Here is a 25569-nt window from a genome sequence, read left to right as displayed (position 1 = left end):
AATACCTCTTTCTCCGCATAAAAACCCCGTAGACATAATGTTTACGGGGTTTTGTTTTTACTGTTGCCAATTTCGTTGCCAAAAGGTTTACATTAGTGCCTTTAAAATGCTTTGACTTCAATAGAATTATACGATTGCTTTAAGTGTACATTGACAACATAAACATCATCATAAGAAACTCAATTCCCATAACCGGAAAAATCAATTAGGTAAACATAACCCCGATTGATAGCCTCTTGTGTCCAATTGCTAGCATAATTGGTGCCATTTTTATCGTCGGAGTACTTTGTATCTTCATAAGTACTGACATAAATAGAAGAAACTATAAAGCCATTTACCTTTGGCATGTTTTGAATTTTATCTACCATACTTCTTGATAAAGAGGCTACATTTCTATTATTTACAATAGCATGCCAGAATGTATACCCTGCTCTATGCGTAGGAGCCAATACTATCTCATCACCAATTTTTACTTGGTCTCTTATAAAGCCAAAAGAATTACTCCCAAAAGTACTTGCATTCCAATACATGGTGAATTTATCCAATCCCTCATCAACAGAAACTCCGAAACTATTTCTTATTCTATCTTCAAACTCAAATCCATGATTATTATCCATAGCTAATTCCCTGGCGTATTTAATCGAAACTAATTTGTACTTAGCTCGGGTATATGCTACATAATAAAGTCGTCTTTCTTCTTCAATGGAATCTTCAATTGGGATATATTCTCTATTAACCAAAGGTAAATTAGAAAACGAGGGAGGTATGATAACAGCATCAAACTCCAAACCTTTTACTTTGTGCATTGTAGTAATTATAATTTCTTGGTCTTGCACGTTCTTTTTTATAGTACTAATATTTTGTTGATATATCTTACCATATTGACCATCATCATTTGAGGAAATTTCTTTTATAAACTCGATAAGATCTTTATATCTTGAATCTTCCTCTTTGTCCTTTTCAAATTCTAACACGATACAATGAAAGATATTTAACAAATAAGAATCCCAATTTGGATATTCTTGTAAGATTTGATTCTTAAAAGTTTCAATTTCTAAAATGAAATTTTTTGGGAGTAGTTCATTATCTTTCTTAGAAAATTTTGAAATGAAGCAATAGAATTCACGGCATTTGAATAAATTACCCTTTGCTCCTTGAATTCTTAATCTAACATCTGGGATTGAAAGATTTTGCAAAATATTATAAGCCCTAAAAACCTGATCGTTTGAACGATACATTACTGCAATTTGTTTATATTTTACTCCATTCTCATCTTTAGAATTAATTATCTCCATTAATTTATCTTTCCAATCTACCTTATTATCATGATAGTTAATCACTTCACAGTAGCCTTCATGACCCTGATCATCTAAGTTGGCTGCCAATTCTGGTATTGGAAATTTTGATTTATTCAAGGACAATAATTTTTCCGCTTGAATAAGAATCTCTGGGTAAGAGCGGTAATTAATACTTAAGTTTAACACAGTTGGCTTGTAGATTTCATTAAACCTATCATAATAAGGTTTTGGATCCATTTCTCCTCTTGCATCGGCTCTTTGATACCCATAAATACTTTGATTAGGATCTCCTATGACACAAACTTTTGTGTTATCAGGATTTGCTATTTTCTCCAGTAAATCAAGGCGTTCTGAGGTTATATCTTGAAATTCATCAACAAACACATATCTTATTGAACCTAATTTCTGACTTATTAAGCCAGGAGTGTCTTTAGTTATTTGTAAAAATGTTGATGTCCAATCCTTGAAATCGACCTCTTCAAGACGTTCTGAAACGCAAAACTTAACAAATCCATGAAAGGTAAATACCTTTAATCTTTTAATTAGTTTGGAGTAACCAAGCTCTTTAAATAATCTAGTAAGTCTTTCTTTTAATTCAACAACAACTGCTCTATTATAAGCTAGTATTAAAATATTTTCAGGATTTACTCCTTCTTCTTGAATAAGTCTTGCTATTCTAAGTATTAACGTATGTGTTTTTCCACTTCCAGGACCAGCAATAACTTGTAAATTTGTATTTATTGGCGAATCATAAACCGCTAATTGTTCTTCATTCAATTTCATTTTTCGCTCTTCAAGAGCCTCCTCTCGATAAGCAATTAAATTAGGGTGATCTTCTCCTATATTCTCTTCAAGTAAGCCTATTAATTCGCTTAATTCTCCACATTGAAAGTACTTTTTTATAAACCCATCATGATGATGTTGGGGTATTTCTGATAAGCATTCTAAAGATATTAATCTCAGTTCTTTCATTTTAGAACTTTCAATAAACTCTTGCTTTACACTATAATCTGGAGAACCTTGCTGATCACCTTCTAAATCTGAAGTGTCAATTACAAACATTTCCAGCCCCATCGGCACTAGGTCACCGCCTCCCTTTAGATAAGCTAAACCCTTTGAGATAAATATTAGTTTTTGGAAGTATTCCTCTCCTTTGTCTTCAACACCTAATTTTAATATAAGGTCAACAATATTAAAGGAATTAATATTGTGTTTTATGTATTCTGTAGATACGTAATTTATAAGTTTAAGAAGGTTTTCTTTAAAAGCATCTAATTCAGCTAAAATCTTTTTATTTGATGTATTCGCATTGTAAATTAATTGGGTAATCTTTGGTTTTTTATAACCATCTTCTATGTCAATTACGGACTTATGTTTTATTTTTGGTAAAAAGCCTAGGAGTTTAAAAGCAAATTTAGCTCTCTTGTTTTCGAAATCATTTTTTTGCTTTTCAGCTATTTCTTCTGTTGTGAAGTTTTCATTATTATTTTTTTGCGCTTCCCAGAATATATTTCGTGGGGCAAAGCATTCTGCACTTACCTGCTTAATTAATTCATCAATAGTTTCACCTTCTAAAGTAACTTGATCCTTTGATTTTGTTAGAGCTAACAGTTCTTTTGATAATTCAAATAATGCTTCTATTGTAGGTAGAAATGTATAATTATTATATTCTTTTATTTCATTTGTTCGTGTAATGGTAGGTGTTAATTTTATTTCTCTCTCTAAGCAAATCAACTTGACTTTCTGGGCTTTGAAAAGTATTTTAAATAATTTTGTTGTATCCTTTATTTTAGTATGCTCCCTTAAATAGCCCATATCTACCATCATTGTAGTGGCAGTTGGATAAAACTTTGATTTGTATGATTTAAGTACAATTAAAAGTCTTTCAATATCTTCACGAACTTCTTTTGTCTTGACTGAACTAAAATCAGGCTCATCGTCTAAAAGTGCTATGGGTAAATATGTAGGTGTAAAAACCCCTAATTTTATTCTTTCAAGTTTTTCTAACCAATATAATGTTACCCTAAAGAAAGTATCGGTATTAAAAACATCTTCATAATCAGGGTCATTTTCTAAAAGGTCTAATGGTAATGGAAAAGCATTTTCACTATCAGGCTCTAGTTTTCGAAAGTTTTTAAGGTATTTGAAAATGGTTTCACGTACCTGATTTATTTGATTCCAACTAATTTGATTTTTGTGTAGCTTATCTTTTTGTTTTTTAAAATCATCTCTAGTTACAAGGCATTTTGATTGTAAAGGTTTATCGTTGGAATAACCAGCTGCATGAAGCATTCCTTCATGCCTCCCAGCCCTACCAACTTCTTGCAGATAATCTTCAAAAGTTGAAGACGGACCTAAATGATAAATAAAATGGATATTCTTTATATCCATACCCATACCAAAGGCTTTGGTTGCTATTAGTATAACCGTATTTCCATTTTTATAATTATCGTAAGTTTCTTCTCTTTCTATACCATCTAAACCTGCATGATAGTATTCAACTTTATGAGCATAGTTCAACCCTATATCACTTAAAGCTTTTTTTAAATTAGTAGTAGCTTCTTCAGTTCCTTTTCGAGTTTGTACAAATATCAGCACCCTACTTTTTTCTTCATCAAAACCTTTGTTTTTTAAGTCACTGGCTATTGCTTCAACCATTTCCTCAGAATCCCCTACAATATCAAAAGACAGTTGAATATGTTTTCTAATTGGGTTATAAACCTCATTGTCGTTAAGTCTCTCTATCATGAAAATATGCGATTAAAATCCTTATATATTTTTTCAGAAACAGTTGCCGAAAACAATAGTAGTGGAATATCAATACTAGCGGCAGTTTTAATCTTAAATACCTCTTTGGCACAGTTAAAATAATCAGGTCTAAATTCATGCCCCCATTGCGATACACAATGTGCTTCATCAAAAACAATGTATTCTAATCCGCCGTCAGATTGCAGTCGTACATTGAGTGCATTTTTAAATGACTGACTTCTAAAGCGTTCTGGTGTCACAAATAACAGGGCTATTTCACCACCTGCCAACGCTCTATATATTAATTGTGTATCAGTACTTCTATCTGAGTTTAAATATTCGACACTACCATAGAAACCTTTGTTCCATAAAGCGTCCACTTGATCTTCCATAAGCGCTTTTAAAGGGGTGACAACAATAGTCAGTCTATTGGTAAATGTGCTTTTGAAGAGTGCTGGCGCCTGAAAAAGCAATGATTTACCTCCGCCAGTTGGTAGAGTTACCAAAAGGTCTGTTTTTCCCGGAATAATTACATCTAAATATGGTTCTTGATAATCATACCACTTAGCACCTTTTCCCAAAAACACTTGACTTAGAATTTGCTTTGTTTCTTCAAGTTCAAAAGGTAGGTCTGTTATTGGCTTTACTCCTGTAATATGTGTATCCGCAAGTTTCACATCATCTTCGTAATTATCTTTTTCTTGCCAGATATTCATACTTACACTACGTGCATTCCAAAGTTTGCTTAAATCTGGATAATCATTTACCCTTGGATCTAAAATCCACAATTTATGATTTGGGTTTGCATGAAAAAGTAGATTTCTATATTGTGAAATTTGTGGCAGATGTAATTTCAGTAAAAGAAAAGTATCTTTTACTAAAGGCGTTTTATCAATAATTTCTTCACCTAATATTTCTTCCGAATTTCTGGAATTTAAATTGCTTGATTCTGTAGTTAATGTTTTGAAAAAATCAGTCCCTTTTGAAACATAAAAATTTTCGATTAGACTAAAGCTGTCAATTACCACATTTAATTCCCCTAAATAATTAGCTTTTATTACTTTACTAATATCATGAATTGTAGCAATAACTATTTTCTTTGTTTTACGGTAACTGTACAACAGTTCTAATCTTCTTCCTAAAGAACTCGCCTTATCGGGCACAAAGTAACCTAAGCTTCTAAAATATGTCTCTAGAACCTCTACTTCATCATATCGTTGAATTAATAAAACGGTGAGTTTACCTGGTGTTATAGTCTGTTGAATAAGTTCTTTTTGAAACACCCAATAACGAGAACGGTAAACAGATTCGGGATTAAATCTAATAACTCCCATACTATTGGACTTCGTAACATTTATGCGCGCAAAATTTGTTTGGTCTTTTTGAAATTTTCCACTGTCTAAACTTAGTATTTCTTTGCTGTCATAATCAATTGAATCTAAAAGCGCTTCCCAATTATAAGAGCCCCAAACTCGATATTTTCCAAAGAGGTATTTTTCAACCCAAAAATTAGTAAGATGTTTCGGTATTGTAATATTTAAGCTCTCACATTGTTTTTCAGAAATTGGAACATAACTTTGACCGCCAGAAAATTTTAGCCACAAATAATTATCATTATTAACAGATTTAAAAAAGTCTAAATCAAAATTTTTGAGAAACTGTTTTTGGGTTACAGAGATTAAATCTGGTTGCACTACAAAAACTGCTAAACTCTTATTTTGTCTCAATTCTGAAGAGTATTCATATAATTCATCTACTGATAGGAAGATTAAATCATCTAAAGACAAATCTAAAGGCTGCTCTGTAAACAAGCTATAAATATCAAAAGTTTGTTCTTGTAGTTTAATTTTAACCACTGGTGGTAAATTACCCCAATAGGTAATTTTACTAGTTTTCTTGCAATGGTAAATAAATGCTAATAATACCGACTTCAACCATTTATCAAGACCTATACTTTCTTTTACTTTTTGCTCATCAATTATGGCAAAATCTAAATCAGTATTGTGTTTTGCCGAGTATCGAATATCTTTAAGATGTAACACATCCCTTTTAAAATCATTGGTGCCAATTATTAAATTTGTTTTGGCGTGAGATTTAGTTAATTTTTCTTTTAAATCTATTACCAAGCTATTTAACTTGGGTTCTGGTCTAAAATATATATTACTTCTTTTTAGAAGTTCTTCTTTTGATATCCAATTTAAATTAATTTTTTCCCTTAATGCCTCTATTGCATTTGTAATGGCATCAGGTAAATAAGCCCAAAGCTCACTTAATTCTTCCTTTGGAGTTTTTAAGATTCTAAGAACCTGGTTAATAAAAAAATCTAGAGTTAAATAGGCATCATCTTTGGCATTATGTTTAGTACGTAGAGCTAGACTTTTTCTATTCGGGTTTAATAAAATTTCTACCAACAAAGTATCCCAAATCTTTTCTTGGTAAAACTCTAATCCTCTTTTTTCTAAAAGGGGACAATCAAAATCAATAATGTTATGACCTAATATTACGTTTTCAAAATTATTTACCTCGTTGCCAAACAATTCTAGATCCTCATCAACCTGAGTTTTATCCGATAGATAAGTCCATTTATCTTTAACATTCCAAGCGAGCTCAAATATTGATTCTGTATCACTCTCGATATCAAAACTTATAGGGTTAAGAATTTCTACCAGATGATTTTTGGTAAGGTTTAAAAAGCGATCTAGGTTATTGGAATTTGATAGTTCTTTAGTTGTTTCTAAAACTGCTAAAATTTCATCGTCTTCTAGTTCTGTAATTATTCTGTCTTGTATTACCTTATCTTGTTCTTTATAATTAAGTAATGCTTTCTCTTTTGGAAATGTTTTTGCTTTATCTGCAACCCAAAACTCAAATTGAAGATCTTCATTTAAACCATTATCTAGGCTTTTAACATAATCTGACTTGTTAGTTATGTTAGAAAGATTGATTAGCTTAATTAAAACTTCATAAATTAAGCGAGTTTCAATTATAATATCTTGTTTTAGATAGCTAATTAATTCATTTGAAAGCCAATCTAAATGATGTTTCTGTAGTAGTGGCTGAAATAACAATTTATCATCTTCACCTATAGATTCGTTGCTGGCTATTTCAAATTGAATACAAGCATCTACTAAATGTTCTTCCCAAAAATTAATATGAACAGTGTTATGCAACCACATAACAAACAACTCACTAAACCATTTTTCTTGTCTTAGATTAACATACGTTACCTGTGTCTTATCTAAACCTTGCCATTTTTCTATAAAAGATTCTAAGTTACTTTTAGTACTAAAATCTTCATTTTCTAATTCGTGGGTAAATTGGTTTACTATAAGTTCATTGTATAAGTCATTATCAGCAATTGCCTTATATGCTTGTAGCATATAAGAAGAGTCAAGAGATATCTGATTTTCTGAAACTATTTGAAGTGCCTTCTTCTCAATTTTTGATTCGAGGCTAGGCTCGTTTGGTGCAATGTTATGTTTTTTACAATAAATTGACCTTCTACTGTAATTCAGTGTAGCTACCACAAGACTATCATCTTCTTTAAAACCTAAAGGATCCGAAACGTTTATAACTGAAGGCTTTTTAAATGATAACCAATCAATAAATTTAGATACTCTATTTTCTACATGAATAGTACCTTCAAAGTAAATCGACTTAATTTTAGCTAGGTTGTATTTTTTTGATTTTTCTTCGCAAACTATAAGTTGCTCCCTTTCAAGTAAAGTGCAATCTTCTTGAAGTTTATAATCATTTTCATCTTTGTTACGTAGATCAATATTATTTATTTCATTAATATCATCAATACGTTTAATGAAAGCATGCTTTTTATCATCACCTACAAACTTAACATAGGCATAGAAATAATTTTTGTCATTCGCTACAGATTTATTTCTAACTCTTTGAACTGGTCTTTTCTGCTTTGATATGGGATGTTTTTTTTCTGATTTCTGTGTATCTGAAGGGGATAAAGATTCTTCAATTATAGAAACCCATTGCTCAGGAATATCATTAAGATGTTCTAAACTTATTTTAATTCCTTGTTTATTAAGTATAGTAGAAATGGTTATATAATCTATATTGTAGGCTTTCTCTAATTCGTGAAGGTTCATTTCTACTACTTTATTTTTTGACTTAACTAAACATTATAATAATTTAAACTCTTCTAATTCTTCGCCTTCATATACTTTACCACCCGTAGTAAATATTCCATTAGTTTTCAACATTGCTCTTGTGAAATTTGGTTCTAAGCGACGACCTCTTTTCTTTTGCTCATTCTCAAAATTCTCTCTAGTTATAACCCCTAGCTTAATTACTTTTTGGTGTTCACCTAATTCTATACCTATAAGCTCTGTCCACTCATGCTTAATTTGTGAAGTACTGCCATATTTGTTCTCAGCAGTTATCATTTTTACTGAAATTTTTGATTCATCTGTACCACAAATAATATCATAACCAGCATTTGTTTGGTTTACTAGAACTTTTGGTTGTCTACCTTGTTGTTCTAAATATGAGTGTGCAATTGCCTCGCCTATTCTACCTACAATATTATCATTACCATGTAGAACTTCATCACTATTACCAAAATCTAAAAATTCTTTTCTGGCTTTTAAATAGGCTAAGCATATTTTCTTTCGTTTATCATTCATGTTTAATTATTTACCTTACCAATTCAGGCACATTATCACCACTCCAAATAATTATTGGCTTATTATTTACATCTTCTACCTTAAAATAAATGGAATCTTTTTCTTGAAAAAAGGCACCTGTACATTTATAAATGGCTCTAAAATCTGCAGATTCATGGTCTATAAAAACAACTATTTCATCTTCTGGCATGGCATTAGTTACTTGAATACGATACTTTGACTTTACATCTCTTGTACTTGGGCGTATGGTTCTATTTCTAATAATTACACTCATTTTTTAGTTTTCCTCTTAGTACCAATTTCTACTTTCAACTTCTTAATCTCCTCCAACAACACCTTAGCATCACCATCTGTATCTAACTGCTCTACTAACTCGCCTTTAAAGGCTTTGGCTAAAATAGCTTGTGGTAAGCTGTCTATTTTTACTTTTAGGCTTTGGTATTGGGCTTCTATAGCATCAGCTTTGGCAAATAAATGTTCTACTCGTTTTACGATTTCTGTTTGCTCTTTTAATGAAGGAAAAATTAATGGTAAATTTTTAAACTTAGCTGCTTTTATACCTTTTGCTGCCGTCCCAGTTGCATTGTTATCTACAATAAGTTGAAATCTAGACTCCATCATTAAATAATAAAAGAATGTAGTTTTTAAATTTGAAAATGACTGTAACGTTAAAGTTCTTTGTGCTAAAGCAAACTTATCGTCTCTATTATTTAATGCAACATTACCCATTGTATATCCTTCGGTTACAAAAAAGATATCACTCTTTATTGGAAAACCCCTAGTCATCCAATCTTCATAAGCTTCTTCGCTCATAAATTCTATTGGTTCATTAGAAAGAAAGCCCATCTTGATATTCTTAGCTGTTATCAATCTTAAACCTTTAGGTGTTTTTTGAGGTGTTTTACCTCGATAATCTATAAATCTAAAAAGGTCATCAAAAATGCATTTATGCCAAAATTCAGGACATAAATCGTAAATTAATTCTTCATTCTTTATTGGCTCTAATTTGTTCTTCTTTAACTTACCCTTTTTAAGCAAGTCAGATTTTAACTTTTGTATTTGGTCATAATCCTTTTTTGTATTCAACTCCTTCCCAACACGCCACTCTTCAGTAAGCTTACCTGTTACCGCTTGGGTTAAAACCGCTTGTCTAAAGTTTTTAAGGATTTGTGGTATGTTGTTTAAACGGATTTTAAGGGTGTCTAGATACCCGAATAACTCATCTAACTTGGCAACAATGCGATGTTGTTCTGCTAGTGGTGGTAATTTTATAGGAATTAACCCTAAGTTTTTTTGATTCAATTTTGGTTGTGCAGAACCAGAAACAAACTCACTAATATCTAGACTATTGAAGTAAAAAGTAAATAACTTATTCTGAATAGTATTCCCATAACTCAATACATGCGCATGATTATTTACCCATATTTTTCCTTCAACTAAAAACGCCAAAGGTTTAACCCTAGTTAATAAATTCGCTCCATCTTCACCGATTAGTACGAATTCACCATCATGAGTAAAACCGTCTATATTATCAATTTTTCCGGTAGCTCCAAAATATGGAAAATCACCTTTTCTCGATTCTCTTTCCTTTGAAGATATAGGCTTTCTTTGATTATCATAATTAATCAAATATTCAGAAACATTAGTCTCAACCCAATTTTTTGGTAATGTCTTTTCCATTTAGTTTAATGCTTTAATTATGGCATTTAACTCTTTGGTAATGCTAGTTAATTCGGTTAGAGCTTCCTTGGCAATTTCTATAGGTTCACCTATGTCTTTAGCTTTGGTAATGCTATCGTCTGCAATTAAACCTAAATCTAAATTGTCACTCTTCTTAGCAATAAAATCTCTCGAGTAACAGTTGAAACGCTCGTCTTTAATTTTGGTTCGGTCTTTCGCTACGTAGGCTTTTTCAAAGTCTGTAAAATAGCTTTCGGTAAATGGTGTGCGTTTCCCAAAGTTAGGCATGTTGGTACGCATATCATAAAACCAGACTTCTTTGGTATTCCCTTTATCTGTTTTACCACGCTTAAAAAACAACACATTTGTTTTTACACCTGCGGCATAAAAAATACCTGTTGGTAAACGCAAAATGGTGTGTAGGTCGCATTTATCCATTAGGTCTTGGCGTACTCGTTGTCCGTCGCCATCTTCAAACAATACATTATCGGGCAATACAACAGCAGCTCTTGCACCACCACGTATATGTAGGCTTCGGTATATACCCTGTAAGAAATTTAATTGCTTGTTACTGGTAGGGTAAACTAAATCTGTTCTAGTGGGTCTGTCTCCTCCTTTTTTAGTCCCAAAAGGTGGATTTGCCAGAACTAAGTCTATGTTTTTTACGCTTTCGCCATAACTACTTAAAGAATCCGCTAGAGCAATGTTTCCGCCCATACCATGTAGAAAAGCATTCATCATGGCTAATCGGTGAGTGTCACCTACCAACTCGCATCCACTATATTGGTCTGTTTGCAGATGTTTATTTTCAGCTTCAGTAAGGTTGTATATATCGTTATGCTTTAAAATGTAATGATGAGCAGCAATCATAAATCCATATGTACCACAAGCAGGGTCGTTTAGGCGTTCACCAACTTTTGGCTTCATTAAACGCACCATGACATTAATTAATTCTCGTGGTGTAAAATATTGTCCAGCCCCAGACTTTTTCTCACTTGCATTTTTCTCTAGTAAGCCTTCGTACATTTCGCCTAAGCCTTCATCTTTTGCTTCAAACCAATCTAGCTCATCTATGTGCTTTATAATTTTACGCAGGTTGGCAGGTTCTTGTATACTGGTTTGTGCGTTATTGTATATTTTTTGGATTTTACCGGTGCTTTCAGTGCCTAAATGCAGTAAAAGTTGACGATAAAATGTTGCCAATTCTATTCCTTCTTTTTGTTTTAAGTCTTCCCAACGGTAACCTTCCGGTAGCTTATCATTATAGTCAGTTTCTTCTGCCATTTTAAGGAACAGAATAAAAGTTAACTCGTTTAAGTATTGGTGATAGGTGATACCATCGTCACGTAATACGTTACAGAGATTCCAAAGCTTGTTTACTATTTCTTGTGTGGATAATGCCATTTATATTCTTGTTGTTAAAAGTATTTTTCTCATTTTTTCTCCATGATCAAGTATCTGTTCTTTTCTCCAAATAGTATAATCATTCATCATATGTCTTTGCTTTAAGCTTTCTATTTCACGATCATTATCTTTATAATACCCTTTTTTAATTTCTGGTAAGGCATTATTTAGTTGTGAGTTTTTTCTATTACTTATTAAACAAAGGTTTCCGAAATTATTCAAAATTGATGAATCATCCAGTTTGTCTTCTGTATGATTTGGGTTTTGTGGATAATAGTGTTCTACAGATGTTCTTAAAGTAAAGTAGAAATTAGAAAAAGTTTTAGAATCTTTTTCTAAATCATTTTTCCAGAGTAAATAATCTAAACGGTTGAAAATAAAGTTTTCAACTCCAGTACCTTGATGAAGTTTCAATTTATTTAAATCGGTATTCCTATTTTTTGGGTAAGCATCATTATTATATATAATTTGGAAGTAGCTGCTCTCTTCATGAGAGAGAAAACGATCATATAGATAAGAATCGCTTAAATCTTCTAAATAATTAATATAATCTAGCTCATCCACTTCATCTTGTTTTAGTACATAATTTAATGCAGCATTTAACCAATGTTTATAAACTAAAGTTGGTGTAGAAAAATGAAACATGGATAAAAGCATTAAGAGCTGCTTATTACTTCCTTTTACATCTAGACTATTAATATATTGATGAGAAGCATTTTTATTATAGTACTCAACTTTTAAGTATTTTAAACTCCATTTCTCGTCTCTTAAATTTCTTTTGATTATGTATTTATCAAAGTAATGTTTTCCTTTCAAAAGCAAATGAGCAAACTCTTCTACAAAATCTTTCTTGTTGTTTTCGTCATCTAGAAATACTTTAAAAGTGTCCAATAACCTTTTGTCGTCTAAAGGCACATCTTTTAAAAATTCGTCAGATGTATATTTATTAGATGTATTCACTAAAACTCTTAGAATATGTAATAGGAAATTGGAAAAATTTATGATGGAGCTAAAACGATCAGGAGCTTCATTCGTTTGCGAAGAGTTATTATCTGTTATTTTATTCTTGTCAAGAATAGAAAGAATAGATTCACTTTCATCATTGTCTGAATTAACTTCTTTAAAGCAATTGATTATTTCGCCAAATGTTTCAGATTTAAATTGGTTCCAATCTTCACCAAAAAGATTTGTTCTGTCTTTAGTTGAAAAACCATATTGTACATATTTTTCCATATTTGCACATGCTTCCCAAATAGTAGAAAATACTTTCGTAGCCTTTTTATTATCCTGAAAAACTTTAAGCATTTGAGCTTTTAAAACTTCATGTTTTTCTAATTGCTCGCCACGATTATTCATTATTTCAAAATAATGATTCAGATTAGTATCGTAAGGTACAGGAGCACGTAATAAAATTACCTTATTTTTTAGATAGCTAATAAATTTATCTAAGTCACCTGATTGTTGAATTTTATTAAGCTCATTTTTTACAGTTACATAAGCATCTGTAATTCTTGTATTTAGTTTATTATCAGATTTTTGGATGTCAGTGTATGGTGGGTCAAAAATATGCTCTAATGTATAAGAGGATAATGGTCTGCTGTCAAAACTCAAATTTATTTTAAAGTGTTCAGAACTAACCTTGAATTCATTTTTTAGTACTGAAAACAAGATGTTCAATGTTGTTAATCTTTGTTGTCCGTCTATTGTTTCATAAACAGATTTTCCATTTTTAGATCTTTCATATACGACTAGTGTACCTATGTAATAATTTTGGTCTTTAGAGTTTTCACTTGTTGCAAAATCATAAATATCTTGAATCATTTGTACAACCTGAGGTTGTTTCCACGCATAATTTCGTTGGTACCTTGGTATAACGTAGTCGGCTATGTCACTTTGGACCTTAGGAAGAAAAATAGTGCCGATTGTAAGTTCTTTTAAATTATTCCCCATCGTAATACCCTAGTTTTATAAATAAATCTTTTATATCTACTGCGTTTGTAAAACGTACTTCTGAGGTTCTTTCCAAATACATTTGATAAATTTCTTTTGGCTCTGTTGCTTCTCTAATAATGGAAAAAACACTATTCCATTCTAATGCTCTATTATCTACTGAAGCCAATTGAACAGATTGCAGGTCTAAGCGTAAGCTGTATGACCATATAAAGAGTTTTACAAGTACTCTTTCTAAATCTTGATTTCCGAATTTATCTGTATAATAGAGTAGTGCACATTCAAAAAGTGTTCTAATATATTGGTCTCCAATCCGGTTTTTTCCACCATAAGTCGCCAATTGTTTGAATATTAGAAATACGTTATCATTAACTGAATGTACACCTAGGAATTTTAATTTCTGTAAATAATCAATATCATCAAAAACCCATTCTCCTTCACTATTTTTTATATAAATGCCTTTTTGTATGTTTTTGATCAAATCAACCTTTTCCTGATAAAAGGTTGTCATTTCAAAAAATCGCTTTCCATTAATAATTACCTGGTCTAATTGAAAGGGGTAGTTTTTTGAGTTGTTATCTATTTTTCTATGGAGATGGTCATTGAACTCATCTGTAAAAACATTATTGATTTTTAATGGATATGTGAAAGGGAAATCAGTGTTATTACTTAATGAAATGCCCTTAAAAATGGAAGCATTCGATTTGTTCAAATACCTTCCATTTTTTCTCTTAGACCATCTTCTAATTCTAAATAAGTATTGACTAAAAAGCTCTCCTAGTTCATCATCATTTCTATTCTCCCAATCTTCTATACATTTTTCTCTCTCGCTTTCTGAAAGTTGTAACATTTCTCTTAGATGAAAAGCTTTTAATAGATCGTGGGGATCTAAATCTTTTCCTCTAGCATTTTGAGAATCAAAAAACTGAAAGGCTTCAGAAACATCAAATAAAGTAATACAAACTAATTCGCATTTATTAAGGAAAAAACGAATTTCATCTTCAGAGAAATTTGCTACCTCTCTTTTAATTTCATTAAAATTTATTACGATATTATTCTTTGTTATTTCGCTATTGAAAGTTTGATTTAAAAGAGTTATCTCCTTATAATTTAAAAGTTTAGAAACATACGGTTCTTTTTCTTTATTCAACTTCAATGCATGAGCAATAAGAGACATCGTAATCAATCTTTGTTGCCCATCAACTACTTGCAAACATGTCCTCGGTTCATTTGAATCTCTATTATCAAATAAAACAGCAGTACCCAGTCTGTAAGCAGATTTATCTTTGTGTAAGACAATATCTTCTAACAATTGTTTTACATGCTTAGTTTCCCATTTGTATGGTCTTTGAAACTCTGGAATGCTAAGATTTTCTAAGCATAGAAAGTCCTTTATTGGTAAAATATCTGTAATTAGATTTTTGGTATCAGTCATATAATGGCACATCTGCTTAAACTATTTAAGCGTACAGGTATTCGTTAAGTTCTTTAATGATTTCAGCAGTTTCATCTTTGAAGACTTTATTCAATTTTTTAAGACCACCATCAACGCTGAAAGGAGGTTTGTTTAAATCTTCTAGGGTGATAATTGATTCTTTTTGAAGCTGGGCTTCCATTTTATCAAGCCACTTTAATTGAATTTGATTCCAATCATGAGAAGCTTTCAGTTTAGCAACTGCGTTAGTAATTCGTTCTTGATGGTCTACTAATGTTTCCCCTAGTGCAGATGTACGTATGTGAGCAATGATATCAGCCACTATTTCTGTGTTGGTCACTTCTTTATAGGCTGTATTTAAGTTGTTTTTATTAAAGCCTTGTGTATCTAATATTAGACGTAATTCTTTTAAGTCGTTACGAGTTAAGCTACTAGGTTTCGTACAAACTATGTTTAAAGCCGTGATTTCATTTCTATTGTTATTAATGTATTCTGCAAATGATTCTAAATAATCTTTAGGTTTCAAGTTTTTCTCGTAAGCACGAGTAACTTCTTCTACTTTGTCTTCATGGTTACTGTACAGTGTGCCATAGTTTAAAGCCTTACCTTTTTCTCTGTCTAAAAACTCCCATAAATGACCAAAGTCTTGAATTGACTGGTTTACATTCTCTATATCTATAGATTTTAGCTTTTTAGCAAAATCTCTTACAGTAGGTTCACCAGATAATAATGAAAACTGCTCTTTTTGTTCATTATTAAAACCCGAAACTTTGCGCTGTATCTTAGCTATAATACGGTCTACTTTAGCCTCTTTGGAGTAATTGTCTTCAATAATACCCAGTTCTTCTACTAAGTGCCCAAAGGTTTTAGTTATTAATGGGGCAACAGGTTTCATAACCTGTTCTTTAGCCATTATTTCAGTAACACCAACACAGTCGTATATTTTAAAAACTTCTTTTCCAATTTCATCACAGCGTCTTGTTGCTCTACCAACCATTTGATCGTAAAGAATTCGAGAGTTTACCCGGCGTAAGAATACTAAATTAGATATACTAGGCACATCAATTCCTGTAGTTAACAAATCTACCGTTACTACAATACTTGGGTATTGGTCATTTTTAAACTTACGTAGTAAATCTTCTCTGTTATATACCTCGCCTGTAATTTTTACAATAGCATCCGCGTCTACATCTTCACCTAATTCTGTATACTCTTCAAACAGCAATTTTACGATGGTATCAGCATGTACATTAGTTGCTGCAAATATTAGAGTTTTTGCTCTTTTTTCAGGAAGAATGCCATAAGTAGAGATTAGCTCGTTTAAAATGACACGATTAAAATTCTCAGTAATTACTTTACGATTAAAGCCAGTAATTTCAACCTTAATCTCATCTTCAGTAGCACCAATATTTTTTATTTCATTTTCCTCAGGATCATAAATTTTAACTTCGTCACCTTTCTCCCAAACAATTCCGTCTTTTGATAGGGTTGTTTGAAATACATAGGGAGGTTCAAAATCTATTAGATAACCTTCTATAACCGCTTGCCGATATGAATACATATAAACAGGGTCACCGAATATATCTTTGGTATGTATAGCAGGTGTAGCTGTTAAACCAATACGATAGGCATCAAAATAATCTAACACCATACGATATTTGCTCTGAAAATCGATTTGATCACGAAGTATAACTTCTTCTTCGTCCATTTCTCTATCTAAGGTGTAACCCCTATGTGCTTCATCTACTACGATACAATCATAATCACCAACACTTGGTGAATCGTCCGAGTATGCAATACGTTGCACCATACCCTGTACCGTTGCAAAATGTATTTTTGTATCCAGCTGCGCAGCTTTATCTTCTAAATCTTGTAGATCATATATTTGAGCAAAGGTTTGTAACCCTTCAATATGAACTTCTTTAAAAGCATCTGACGCTTGCTTACCCAACATACGCCTATCTACTAAAAACAAAATACGCCTAAACCTCCCAGAAGCAATTAACCGATAACACATACCTATCATGGTGCGTGTTTTTCCTGTTCCGGTAGCCATTGCTAGCAAAGCACGTCTATCTTCTGTATTAGTTAGTATTTTATGTTCTACAGCTTTTATTGCATCTATCTGATATTCTCGCAAGCTTAAACCACTTGAATCCGACAATAAATCATAATCAGTCTTTTGAAGCTTTTCTACGCCCTCGTTTTCATCGTAGTTTAATTTTTCTACTAAATCTCTTGGTGAAAACCAATTAGATAGTGCTCTTGCTATATTCTTTTGGTTGCGACCATCCCAAAACCAAATTCCAGAAGCAGTTTCATGTTGCTCTAAATACGGTTTGCCATTTGTGGCGAAGAGGAATGGAACCTTGTAGTTTGTGCTATTTTGATGACTGGGAAATGATATGTTATTTTCGCCGGTAACAAGGCTACTGTATGTTTTAGCTTGGCCTAAATCGCTCATTACATTTTTAATGTGCTTTTTGGCTTCTACAATACCTATTAATTCTAAACCATTGAATAGCGCATAATCTGCCCACTTAGTTCCACATTTCCATTCTGCGATTGCCATTTGCTTACCCTTTTGAGGCAAGGTTTTATTGGACTTATAGTTGAGTGTCTGGGTATCACATTCCCAACCAGCATCACGTAATTGTTTATCTATTCTATCTCTAGTTTCGGCTTCGTTTTCCTCAGTTTTTTTCGCTTTTTCAAAAGCACGTTCTTTACGTTCTTGTTTAGCTTCAGTAGATATTTGGGTTTGTTCTTTTATTTTCTGTTTGTAGTTCTCTACTTCAACTTTAAGCGATTCTAATTCTTGTTCTAGCTCTTCAGTTCTATTATCATCGGAGGCAAACCAAGATTCTTCTGGTGTATAATAATCAACTAATACTTCTTCATCTTCGTAAACTTCAATAAACCATTTCGTTAAGTAATAAGCTTGCCTAAGCATATAACGGGCTTCTGGTTGAGAACCTTCGCCAGAGTGAGATGCCTTATTACCCGATTTTCTAATTGTGTGGAGTATAGATATAATTTCAGAAGGTGTTTCTGAATTGTTTTGCAGTATAGTAAGTCTACTTATTTGTCTTTTGTCTACAGGCTCTTCAAGTTGTTCAAAATCAATTAAAATACTTGATAATTTTTCTGATAAAATTCTCAACTTCGATAACGTAGTACTAGGGTCAGAAAAACAATTGCGTTCGCCTAATATTGCTAACTGATAAAGCCCGGCATAATTATCTTTTAAAAAACTAAAATTGGTTTTTATTTTCATTTATAGTTTTTGGTTCTAGGTTGGGTTTATTCAAAGTCTAACTTGACAACTGTCTATATTCTCAGAGTTTTTTCAATACTAATACGTTTGCCTATAAAGGAAAAGGTATTAGCAGGGTTTGGTAAAAACAAAAGCTCATTATTGATTTGAATAGATAGTTTTTTTGAATGGACTATAAATATATAACTCTATAATTATAGATTTATATATTTTTCTTTGAAATACGAGACTATTTTCTGATATTTTGAATTTCTCACAAGTTATATATTTATATAAATGTATAATTACGGATATCTGTAGTAATTCAAGGTTTGTATCGTTATACTATCATCTGCAGGTATAAAAATAAACGTAATTTAAATTCAAAAAATGAAAATTAAATTAGCAAAAGAAGAGGAGGAATATATAGAAAATTTAGTTCTTGCAGGGTTATACAAAAATGGTGGTGATGTAGTAAAGGATGCGCTTGAAATTCATGCATCATACCGAGAAAAATCAAAAAAAGATTTATTGGAAGAAATTGATAAAGGATGGAACGGTCCGGATAGCAGTAAGTCCATGAACGATATTATCTCCGCGAAGAAAAAGAATAAAATTCTTTGATAGATAGAAGTAGGTAATTATTCGGGATAATTAATCAGGATTACGATTTAAACCCAAATCTTACCAAAACTAATACTATGTAGTGGGAGGTAAGCTTACCGCATTGAAGTAAGCAAAGATTTGAGTTAAGAAATGAAATGACTTAACGAGAATTTTGTGCAGTTGTAAAAATGAGCTTAGAGGATTCTTACTCAGAAAATCCATTTTTAAGTGCATAAACAGCTAAACCTACTCTACTTTTTAATTCTAATTTCTCAAATAAACTATCTCTATAATTTTCTATAGTTCTAGGGCTACAGAACATTTTTTCAGCAATTTGTTTGTAGTTCATTTCAGAAGTACTAAACTTTAGAAACTCCTTTTCTCTATCTGATATGTTTATTTTAGAAACTGTTTCATTGGTATTTTCACTTAGAGATGTGAATACTTTACTTGCAGCCCATTCAGGAAAGAAGTATCCTTTTTCAACAAGATTGTTCAATGCAATTTCAAGTTCGTTAGGATGTACATTCTTTAGCATGTATCCTTTAGCACCATTCTTGATCATTTTAATCAAGCTTTGATCGTCATCTTGCATACTGAGTGCCATTATCAAAATATCTGGATGGTTTTCTTTTAGCCATTTTGCAGTTTCAAAACCGTCCATTACAGGCATGCTAATATCCAAAAGAACAATTTTTGGCATGGAATTTCCTTTAATTTTTTCTTGAAGATCTAAACCGTTTTCGCAGATATATTTTACCTCAAAATGATTAAAATTAGAAATTGTATTGCTCAAGGCATTTGCAATTAAAAGGTGATCATCTACGATTGCTATAGTATGTTTCATTTTATAGGAATTTCGACATTAAGTTCAGTGCCAAGTTTGAGGGTGCTTTTAAGATTAAAGTGTCCTTTTAGAATTTGAGTTCTTTTTTTCATGTTTTTTAGGCCAATTCCATTGTTTGCTACTTCGTTAATACTAAACCCGATACCATCATCTTTCAATTTTAAGTAGACATATTCTGTATTTGCAGATAGTTTTAATTGGATGTTTTTACAATTAGCATGTTTGATACTGTTTTGAAAAAACTCTTGTGTTATTCTAAGAACAATGCTTTTAACCTGATAAGAATTTATATCGCAACTTATATCATCATCGAATTTGACCTTACATATTTTTAAATCTCTTACTTTTTTACATTCATTAGTTAAAAGTTCGGAAATAGATTGTTCTAATATTGTATCATCGGTTAATGATTTTGATAATTGCCTTAGCTCAGTAAGAGATTGGCTTATTATACTATTAATCGAGGTAATGTTTTCATTAATCTGAGGAGCTTTATTGGCATGTTCAAGTTGTTGCAAATAAATACTTGCCAGTGTTAGTTTCTGTCCAATATTATCATGTATTTCTTGACCAATGTACCTCATAGTTTGTTCCTGGATCTCCAATTTATTTTCTAACAATTCTTTTTGATGGAGCGTATTAATAGTTTCAACCTGTTCGATATGTAGCTTCTTTTTAACGCGATATTCCCTGATAAATATGATTATACCGCCAATGAAGATGATAAAAATCAAATTAAATAAAACGATTAATGCTATTAACGAGTTTTCCCCCATATCAACGAAACACCAAATAAGACATACATACAACAATTTGAAATAATAAAATACAAATAATACATTTCCCAGATTTTATGATAAGTGTTCCCATGAAGTATATCATAAAATGCAAAGAAGGGGTAAGTTCCAATGAAAAATAACACAACACCTATAGTTATATAGAACATTCTATTTTCTCTAAATTTTAAAATATCATCTGATTTAATCTGCTTTATAAATTCCATAATTATGAGCACTAAAAGTAATAAAGTTCCCGTAGTTAGGTTCAAAGAGTAAATCGTGTCGATTTTTTTATAATAAACCTCGACTGGAATATAAGTTGATAAATAAATAATCAAACAACCAAAAAATAGTGCTTTGTTCTTCAACGATTTTAATGCAAACAACCAAAAGAAAAATAGATACTGAACAGGAATTCCAATAAAGGCATAATAAGTTTGAGCCGTAACATTAAATAAAGACTCATTAAAAAACCAATACAATTCTTGAATAAAGATAAATAGCAAATAAATGCAAAACCAACTCCAATAGCTCCAATTCATTTTGAATACATAAACCAAAGCTATTATAGCTGACAAAAATTCTGCAGCAAGTAGTAAACTCCTTAATATTGAATGATAATTTTCCATATTATGCTAACAAGAACCTGAGTATTAAATTAACGTATTACACCTCCATGATTTTGAGCAGTTGTATTGCCGGATTGAACTGTTCGCGAAACACCTTGGCGCCCAGTTGCGGATAGTCCCATTAATGTTTCGGTCGAAGATGGGGCGTACCTGCCTTCTGGGCTTATACCATTTTCAAAAGTATTAAAGTCGGTTGGATTAAAATCCACTTCAACACTATCCTTCGTAACAATATAAGGGATCATAACTACAGTGTGCATTTTTTCATTCCCTTCAGTATCTGGGTTACCTAAAAACCCACCTAAGTCCTTCTCATAAATACTATACCAAGTTTTTAGTTCAGGGTAACGAGCGAAGTAAATAGTAACTCCCAATCTATCGGTTTTTAAATTTTTATTATTTTTTTTTGCCTCATTTTCAATATCAAAAATATAATTCTTTAGCGTTTCTAGGTCAAAACGAGTTCCAATAGCATCCTGTAAGTTAAGACTACTAGCTATTACCTTATGTTGATTCTCTTTATACCCTTCTCGCATATTGTGTACGAGATTAACACTTAACTCACTTACACCATCATTAGAATAATTTGAGCAAATAATTTCACCATTATTTGAAATTCCACGCAAACTCCCACAGGATGTAATACCCGAAAAAATAAACGCAATTAGCAATCCTGTCAAAAATTTAGTTTTCATAATTAAAAGTTTTTAGATTATTAAGATACTACTTAAGGTGCTCACAAAGAAATAGTTAAGTGTTTTTAAAATTCCAAGTTTAACCACGTGAATTAAAAGGGTTAAAGAACCCTTTTAAAAGGTGCGAAAAACGCACATGAAATAAGGTTCTTTCCTCATCATTTGAAAATGAGATTGTTACGAAATTTGACGTATAACACAGGGTAGCCGAAAACTGTAACTAGAGTAGGTGTATTAAATATTACAAATTATGAAAAGCACACAAACCGAATGCAAAAAAAATAGAGAAGAGATAAATAGCTATTATTCTAAATTATCAGCAAAAAAACTAAATCAATTAGATCATTGTACTGATTGTGAAATAGTTAATTCAAATATATTGAGAATCAATTCTCCATTTGATGCACCTCTTTTAAATACGGGGCATGATGGACAAGGAGGTTTAATACCTAATGGAAGTGGCACGGATTCTTACTGGGAAGCTGGTATAGGAACTACAAACGACTATAGCAGTGTTACCAATTGGATTCCAGCATTTGTGAATAAAAATGCTGCTTGGGTTGATAGTATTTATTCTAATGCTAACTGGGTTTCTTTTTTTCAAGACACTAATCAGGGTCGTGGAAATATAGAAGCATATTTTAGAATTCAGTTTAATTTAAACAGCAATTTCGATTTCAATAGCTTTTTCTTGGACATGAAGTTTTTTTCAGACAATGCCGTCCATGAAATTTATGTTAATGGGATTGCACAAAGTGCTTACTCGCCATCAATATTGCCCCAAGGGGGAACAGCCCCATACGGCAATAGAGGATTTGATTTAGGACAAGAAGTAGATATCAAATTAGAAAATGACTGGCAACCTTGTCTTAACGAAATTATTGTACATGTTAAATCTGGACCTGGTTTTGTAGGCTTTTTGGCTCAAAATGCTACTCAGTGTTATGAGGCTGAAATCCCAGAATTTAAACCAACTTTAAATATTAAATGGGGTGAAAGTGATTGTGATTGTATTGAAAGTAACGATTATGAAATAATGACCATAACCGCCTGTAACCCATATTCAAACATTACGTTTTCCAACTATACAATAGGTGAGATTGAAGTTTTTCATAAAAATGGAAGAAAAGTAAAAGTGTTACCAAACGGAAATCCTTCCATACAAATTGTGCCAAAAGGACCATATTGTTTTGGAGACCTCGAAGCCTGTACGTGCGTTACAAGAGAGTTTATAATTATAAATAATGGGGCGAAATCTGGTCAATACAAATTTAAAGTTTCAGGTATTTGCTATAATGTTGAATTACATTATCATCAAAAAGATTGCTTTGAGTTTAATATTTGTAAAGATTAAAATCCTCGTTTTGTTATAAAAAGTTTTCTGGATAACAGCAGGACTAATTAAATAAAATGGATTGTGAAATACAGGACGACAACTTTCTCTATTCAGGAACAACATTATTCAGCTGAGTTAGTGCAATTGCCTAAACTTCAGCAAGCAAATCAATTTAGATTTCTTGAAAATGATGAAGACGACTCGTAACACAATTTAACTAGGCAAAGCAATGGCGGCTTTGATACTTAATTAAAGCCGCTTTTTAAAAATTTGTATTTAGATAAAAATAGTCAGATTTATGCTTATAAAGCACTACTATACTTATTCCAACTCATTATCCAAAGTTTGATTAAACTTTTAAAATTAAACCAGAAATCATCATATTTCTATTTGACTTGGACAACCTGAGTGGAAATCCAATTTCGATATAATAAAAATAAAAAGTTACCTGTATCTAAAGAATCACATAAAAATTTAAATCATGAAAAATTTAATAAAAAGAACACCTAAAGTAGTTAGCATTCTGAAAAAAGTAACATTTGTTTTTTTTGCGCTTTTTTGTTTTATTAGTTATTCTCAAAGTTGGGATTATATTAATTTTCAGCAGCAATCAAACAATACAGTTCCCGAAATATTAGGTGCAACAATAGATGCGAATGACAATATTTATTGCATCGAAAATCTATTGACATATTCTTCCGCCACAATAACTCGAAGATTAAGCAAATACAGTAATGGCCTTCTCGTAACAACAAGTCCATTCAATTTTGGAGTAAATTTTACTCCTGGGGATGGTAACCCCAGTAATTCGATAACTTCAGGGCCTAACAATATTTATTTAGTCGGTTCAGGTAAGATCTACAGAATTGATCATACCTTAACAACCAGAACATTGATTAGAAATATTACTACAACTAATGGTTCGATATCTCTGAACAGTGTTTTTTTTAGTAATGGGAAATTATACATTTCAGGAAATTTATACGATAATAATGTTATAGCTTCCGTTAACTTTGGTAATAATTACTCTGCTGTACCCGTTACTAATGAGGCCTTTGTTGCCATATACGACATCAATGGAACGTGCTTATCTGTGACTAAAATAGGAGATTCACACTTTCAATACAGGACCGATATTGTGGTCGCTACTAACGGCGATATATTTGCAACTTATGCTAATGCTACAGACACTCCTTCTACGCACCGAGTGGTTAAAAAATTAAACGCAATTGGCAATATAGATGTGCAATGGGGAACAAAAAACTTACCAGTTAATCCTTACAATGTTCATAATATAGATATAAAATGTGACCCTGATAATTCCTCTATTTATGTGGGTTCTGGTAACTTAGTTTTAAAATATAACGCTACATCAACAGGAGCTTTAATCCAAACGAAAAACTTCTCTTCTGATGTGTACATTAAACAGTTGATTATCAATAATTGTGGTTTAGTAGGCATTACTGGAGGAAAATTGCATCAAATAGGTTCTTCGTTTTATAGTGCTAGTTATGATAAAAATACAAACGGTTCCATTATTCATTGGAGTTCAAACGGTTCTTCAAGAAATTCAGAAGGAGTCGGAATATTATCTGATACTGATGGTAAATTTAATATTTTAGGCTCACATTCTAGTACTATTACTATAAGCGGCAGCAATATTTCGCCTACTTCACAACCTTTTTCAGCTTTAAGAAGAGCTGGCACTTTTATAGGTCGAGTTGATAATTCAACATTGAATTCAGGCGCTAAGGCCGCTGCTAGTTTCATAAATCCAATCAGAATAATTCAAAAGGATTCAAAATATGGTCCTGGGGATGTTGCTATATTATGTCTATCTAGTGATTTGCTAGTAGATGGTTCTCTTAGTAGTTGCGAATCTGGTTATTTTGTAGGACTATCTATATTTGATTTAGATAGTTGGGTTGATATAGGTACACCGTTATACGCTAATTGGGTTTCACCAAATGGCCAAGCTCCAAGTGATATTAAAATTACGGACTTTTTACCCCAAGGATATCAGTTGAGACCAAATAAAGTTTACAAATTTAGGCTAGCGGTTGGTTCAATTTGGGATGCTGTTGATTTATTTTTTATGATAGATTGTTGTTCAGAATTATAAATGAATTAACCCTACGTTTAGATTGATTCCGCCACTAAAGAAACTATTTAACGCGAGCCATTTATTTATTCAAAGTTTTTACATTAACATTTATATAAAAAGCGCATTTCGAGTTAGAATCAAAACCCAAATCTT

At 31.8% G+C, this 25569-nt stretch carries 15 protein-coding genes; 3 read left to right on the top strand and 12 right to left on the bottom strand.

What is annotated here, in order from left to right:
- Positions 1 to 179: 179 nt before the first annotated feature.
- Genes HW347_RS08585 through hsdR form a run of 9 tightly spaced genes read right to left on the bottom strand, consistent with a single transcriptional unit; the run spans position 180 to position 18441 of the window.
- Positions 180 to 4046: a UvrD-helicase domain-containing protein gene (locus HW347_RS08585; RefSeq protein ID WP_214611461.1), complete on the bottom strand. Its 3867-nt coding sequence runs from the start codon at positions 4044 to 4046 to the stop codon at positions 180 to 182.
- Positions 4043 to 8158 carry a DEAD/DEAH box helicase gene (locus HW347_RS08580; RefSeq protein ID WP_214611460.1) on the bottom strand — a complete coding sequence of 1372 codons (4116 nt, stop codon included), beginning with the start codon at positions 8156 to 8158 and terminating at the stop codon, positions 4043 to 4045. Before HW347_RS08580 ends, HW347_RS08585 begins: the two co-directional genes overlap by 4 nt.
- Before the next feature lie 33 nt (positions 8159 to 8191).
- Complete coding sequence (locus HW347_RS08575; RefSeq protein ID WP_214611459.1) at positions 8192 to 8695, bottom strand: hypothetical protein; 504 nt, start codon at positions 8693 to 8695, stop codon at positions 8192 to 8194.
- 10 nt (positions 8696 to 8705) lie between these two features.
- Positions 8706 to 8969 (bottom strand): hypothetical protein, encoded by a 264-nt coding sequence (locus HW347_RS08570; protein ID WP_214611458.1) that lies wholly within the window; start codon positions 8967 to 8969, stop codon positions 8706 to 8708.
- A complete protein-coding gene (locus HW347_RS08565) occupies positions 8966 to 10375 on the bottom strand; it encodes a restriction endonuclease subunit S (protein WP_214611457.1) in 1410 nt (469 codons plus the stop codon). Before HW347_RS08565 ends, HW347_RS08570 begins: the two co-directional genes overlap by 4 nt.
- Positions 10376 to 11779 (bottom strand): class I SAM-dependent DNA methyltransferase, encoded by a 1404-nt coding sequence (locus HW347_RS08560; RefSeq protein ID WP_214611456.1) that lies wholly within the window; start codon positions 11777 to 11779, stop codon positions 10376 to 10378.
- Positions 11780 to 13729, bottom strand: a complete 1950-nt coding sequence (locus HW347_RS08555) for a DUF262 domain-containing protein (RefSeq protein ID WP_214611455.1) — start codon at positions 13727 to 13729, stop codon at positions 11780 to 11782.
- Positions 13719 to 15164: a DUF262 domain-containing protein gene (locus tag HW347_RS08550; protein WP_214611454.1), complete on the bottom strand. Its 1446-nt coding sequence runs from the start codon at positions 15162 to 15164 to the stop codon at positions 13719 to 13721. Before HW347_RS08550 ends, HW347_RS08555 begins: the two co-directional genes overlap by 11 nt.
- 25 nt (positions 15165 to 15189) lie before the next feature.
- Entirely contained in the window at positions 15190 to 18441 is a 3252-nt protein-coding gene (hsdR, locus tag HW347_RS08545; RefSeq protein WP_214611453.1) for a type I restriction-modification system endonuclease, read from the bottom strand.
- A 369-nt stretch (positions 18442 to 18810) separates the two neighbouring features.
- On the opposite strand from hsdR, the gene HW347_RS08540 reads away from it, so the two are divergent.
- Positions 18811 to 19044 (top strand): ribbon-helix-helix domain-containing protein, encoded by a 234-nt coding sequence (locus HW347_RS08540; RefSeq protein ID WP_214611452.1) that lies wholly within the window; start codon positions 18811 to 18813, stop codon positions 19042 to 19044.
- A gap of 187 nt (positions 19045 to 19231) precedes the next feature.
- Here the strand turns inward: HW347_RS08540 and HW347_RS08535 are convergent, their stop codons facing one another.
- From HW347_RS08535 to HW347_RS08525, 3 genes are all read right to left on the bottom strand, one after another.
- Positions 19232 to 19873 (bottom strand): response regulator transcription factor, encoded by a 642-nt coding sequence (locus HW347_RS08535; RefSeq protein WP_214611451.1) that lies wholly within the window; start codon positions 19871 to 19873, stop codon positions 19232 to 19234.
- A complete protein-coding gene (locus tag HW347_RS08530) occupies positions 19870 to 20649 on the bottom strand; it encodes a sensor histidine kinase (RefSeq protein WP_214611450.1) in 780 nt (259 codons plus the stop codon). Before HW347_RS08530 ends, HW347_RS08535 begins: the two co-directional genes overlap by 4 nt.
- Positions 20650 to 21310: 661 nt before the next feature.
- Positions 21311 to 21976, bottom strand: a complete 666-nt coding sequence (locus HW347_RS08525; protein WP_214611449.1) for a hypothetical protein — start codon at positions 21974 to 21976, stop codon at positions 21311 to 21313.
- 250 nt (positions 21977 to 22226) lie between these two features.
- Between HW347_RS08525 and HW347_RS08520 the strand changes: the two genes are divergently transcribed.
- Positions 22227 to 23330, top strand: coding sequence for a hypothetical protein (locus tag HW347_RS08520; RefSeq protein ID WP_214611448.1), 1104 nt, complete (start codon positions 22227 to 22229; stop codon positions 23328 to 23330).
- Between the two features lie 463 nt (positions 23331 to 23793).
- The gene (locus HW347_RS08515) at positions 23794 to 25434 is read left to right on the top strand and encodes a hypothetical protein (protein ID WP_214611447.1); all 1641 of its coding nucleotides are present in this window, start codon (positions 23794 to 23796) and stop codon (positions 25432 to 25434) included.
- Positions 25435 to 25569 lie beyond the last annotated feature (135 nt).

The sequence above is a fragment of the Zobellia barbeyronii genome (assembly GCF_018603515.1).
Classification (GTDB): domain Bacteria; phylum Bacteroidota; class Bacteroidia; order Flavobacteriales; family Flavobacteriaceae; genus Zobellia; species Zobellia barbeyronii.
The sequence above is the reverse complement of the archived record's forward strand: the minus strand, read 5'-3'. Positions and strand labels throughout refer to the sequence as shown.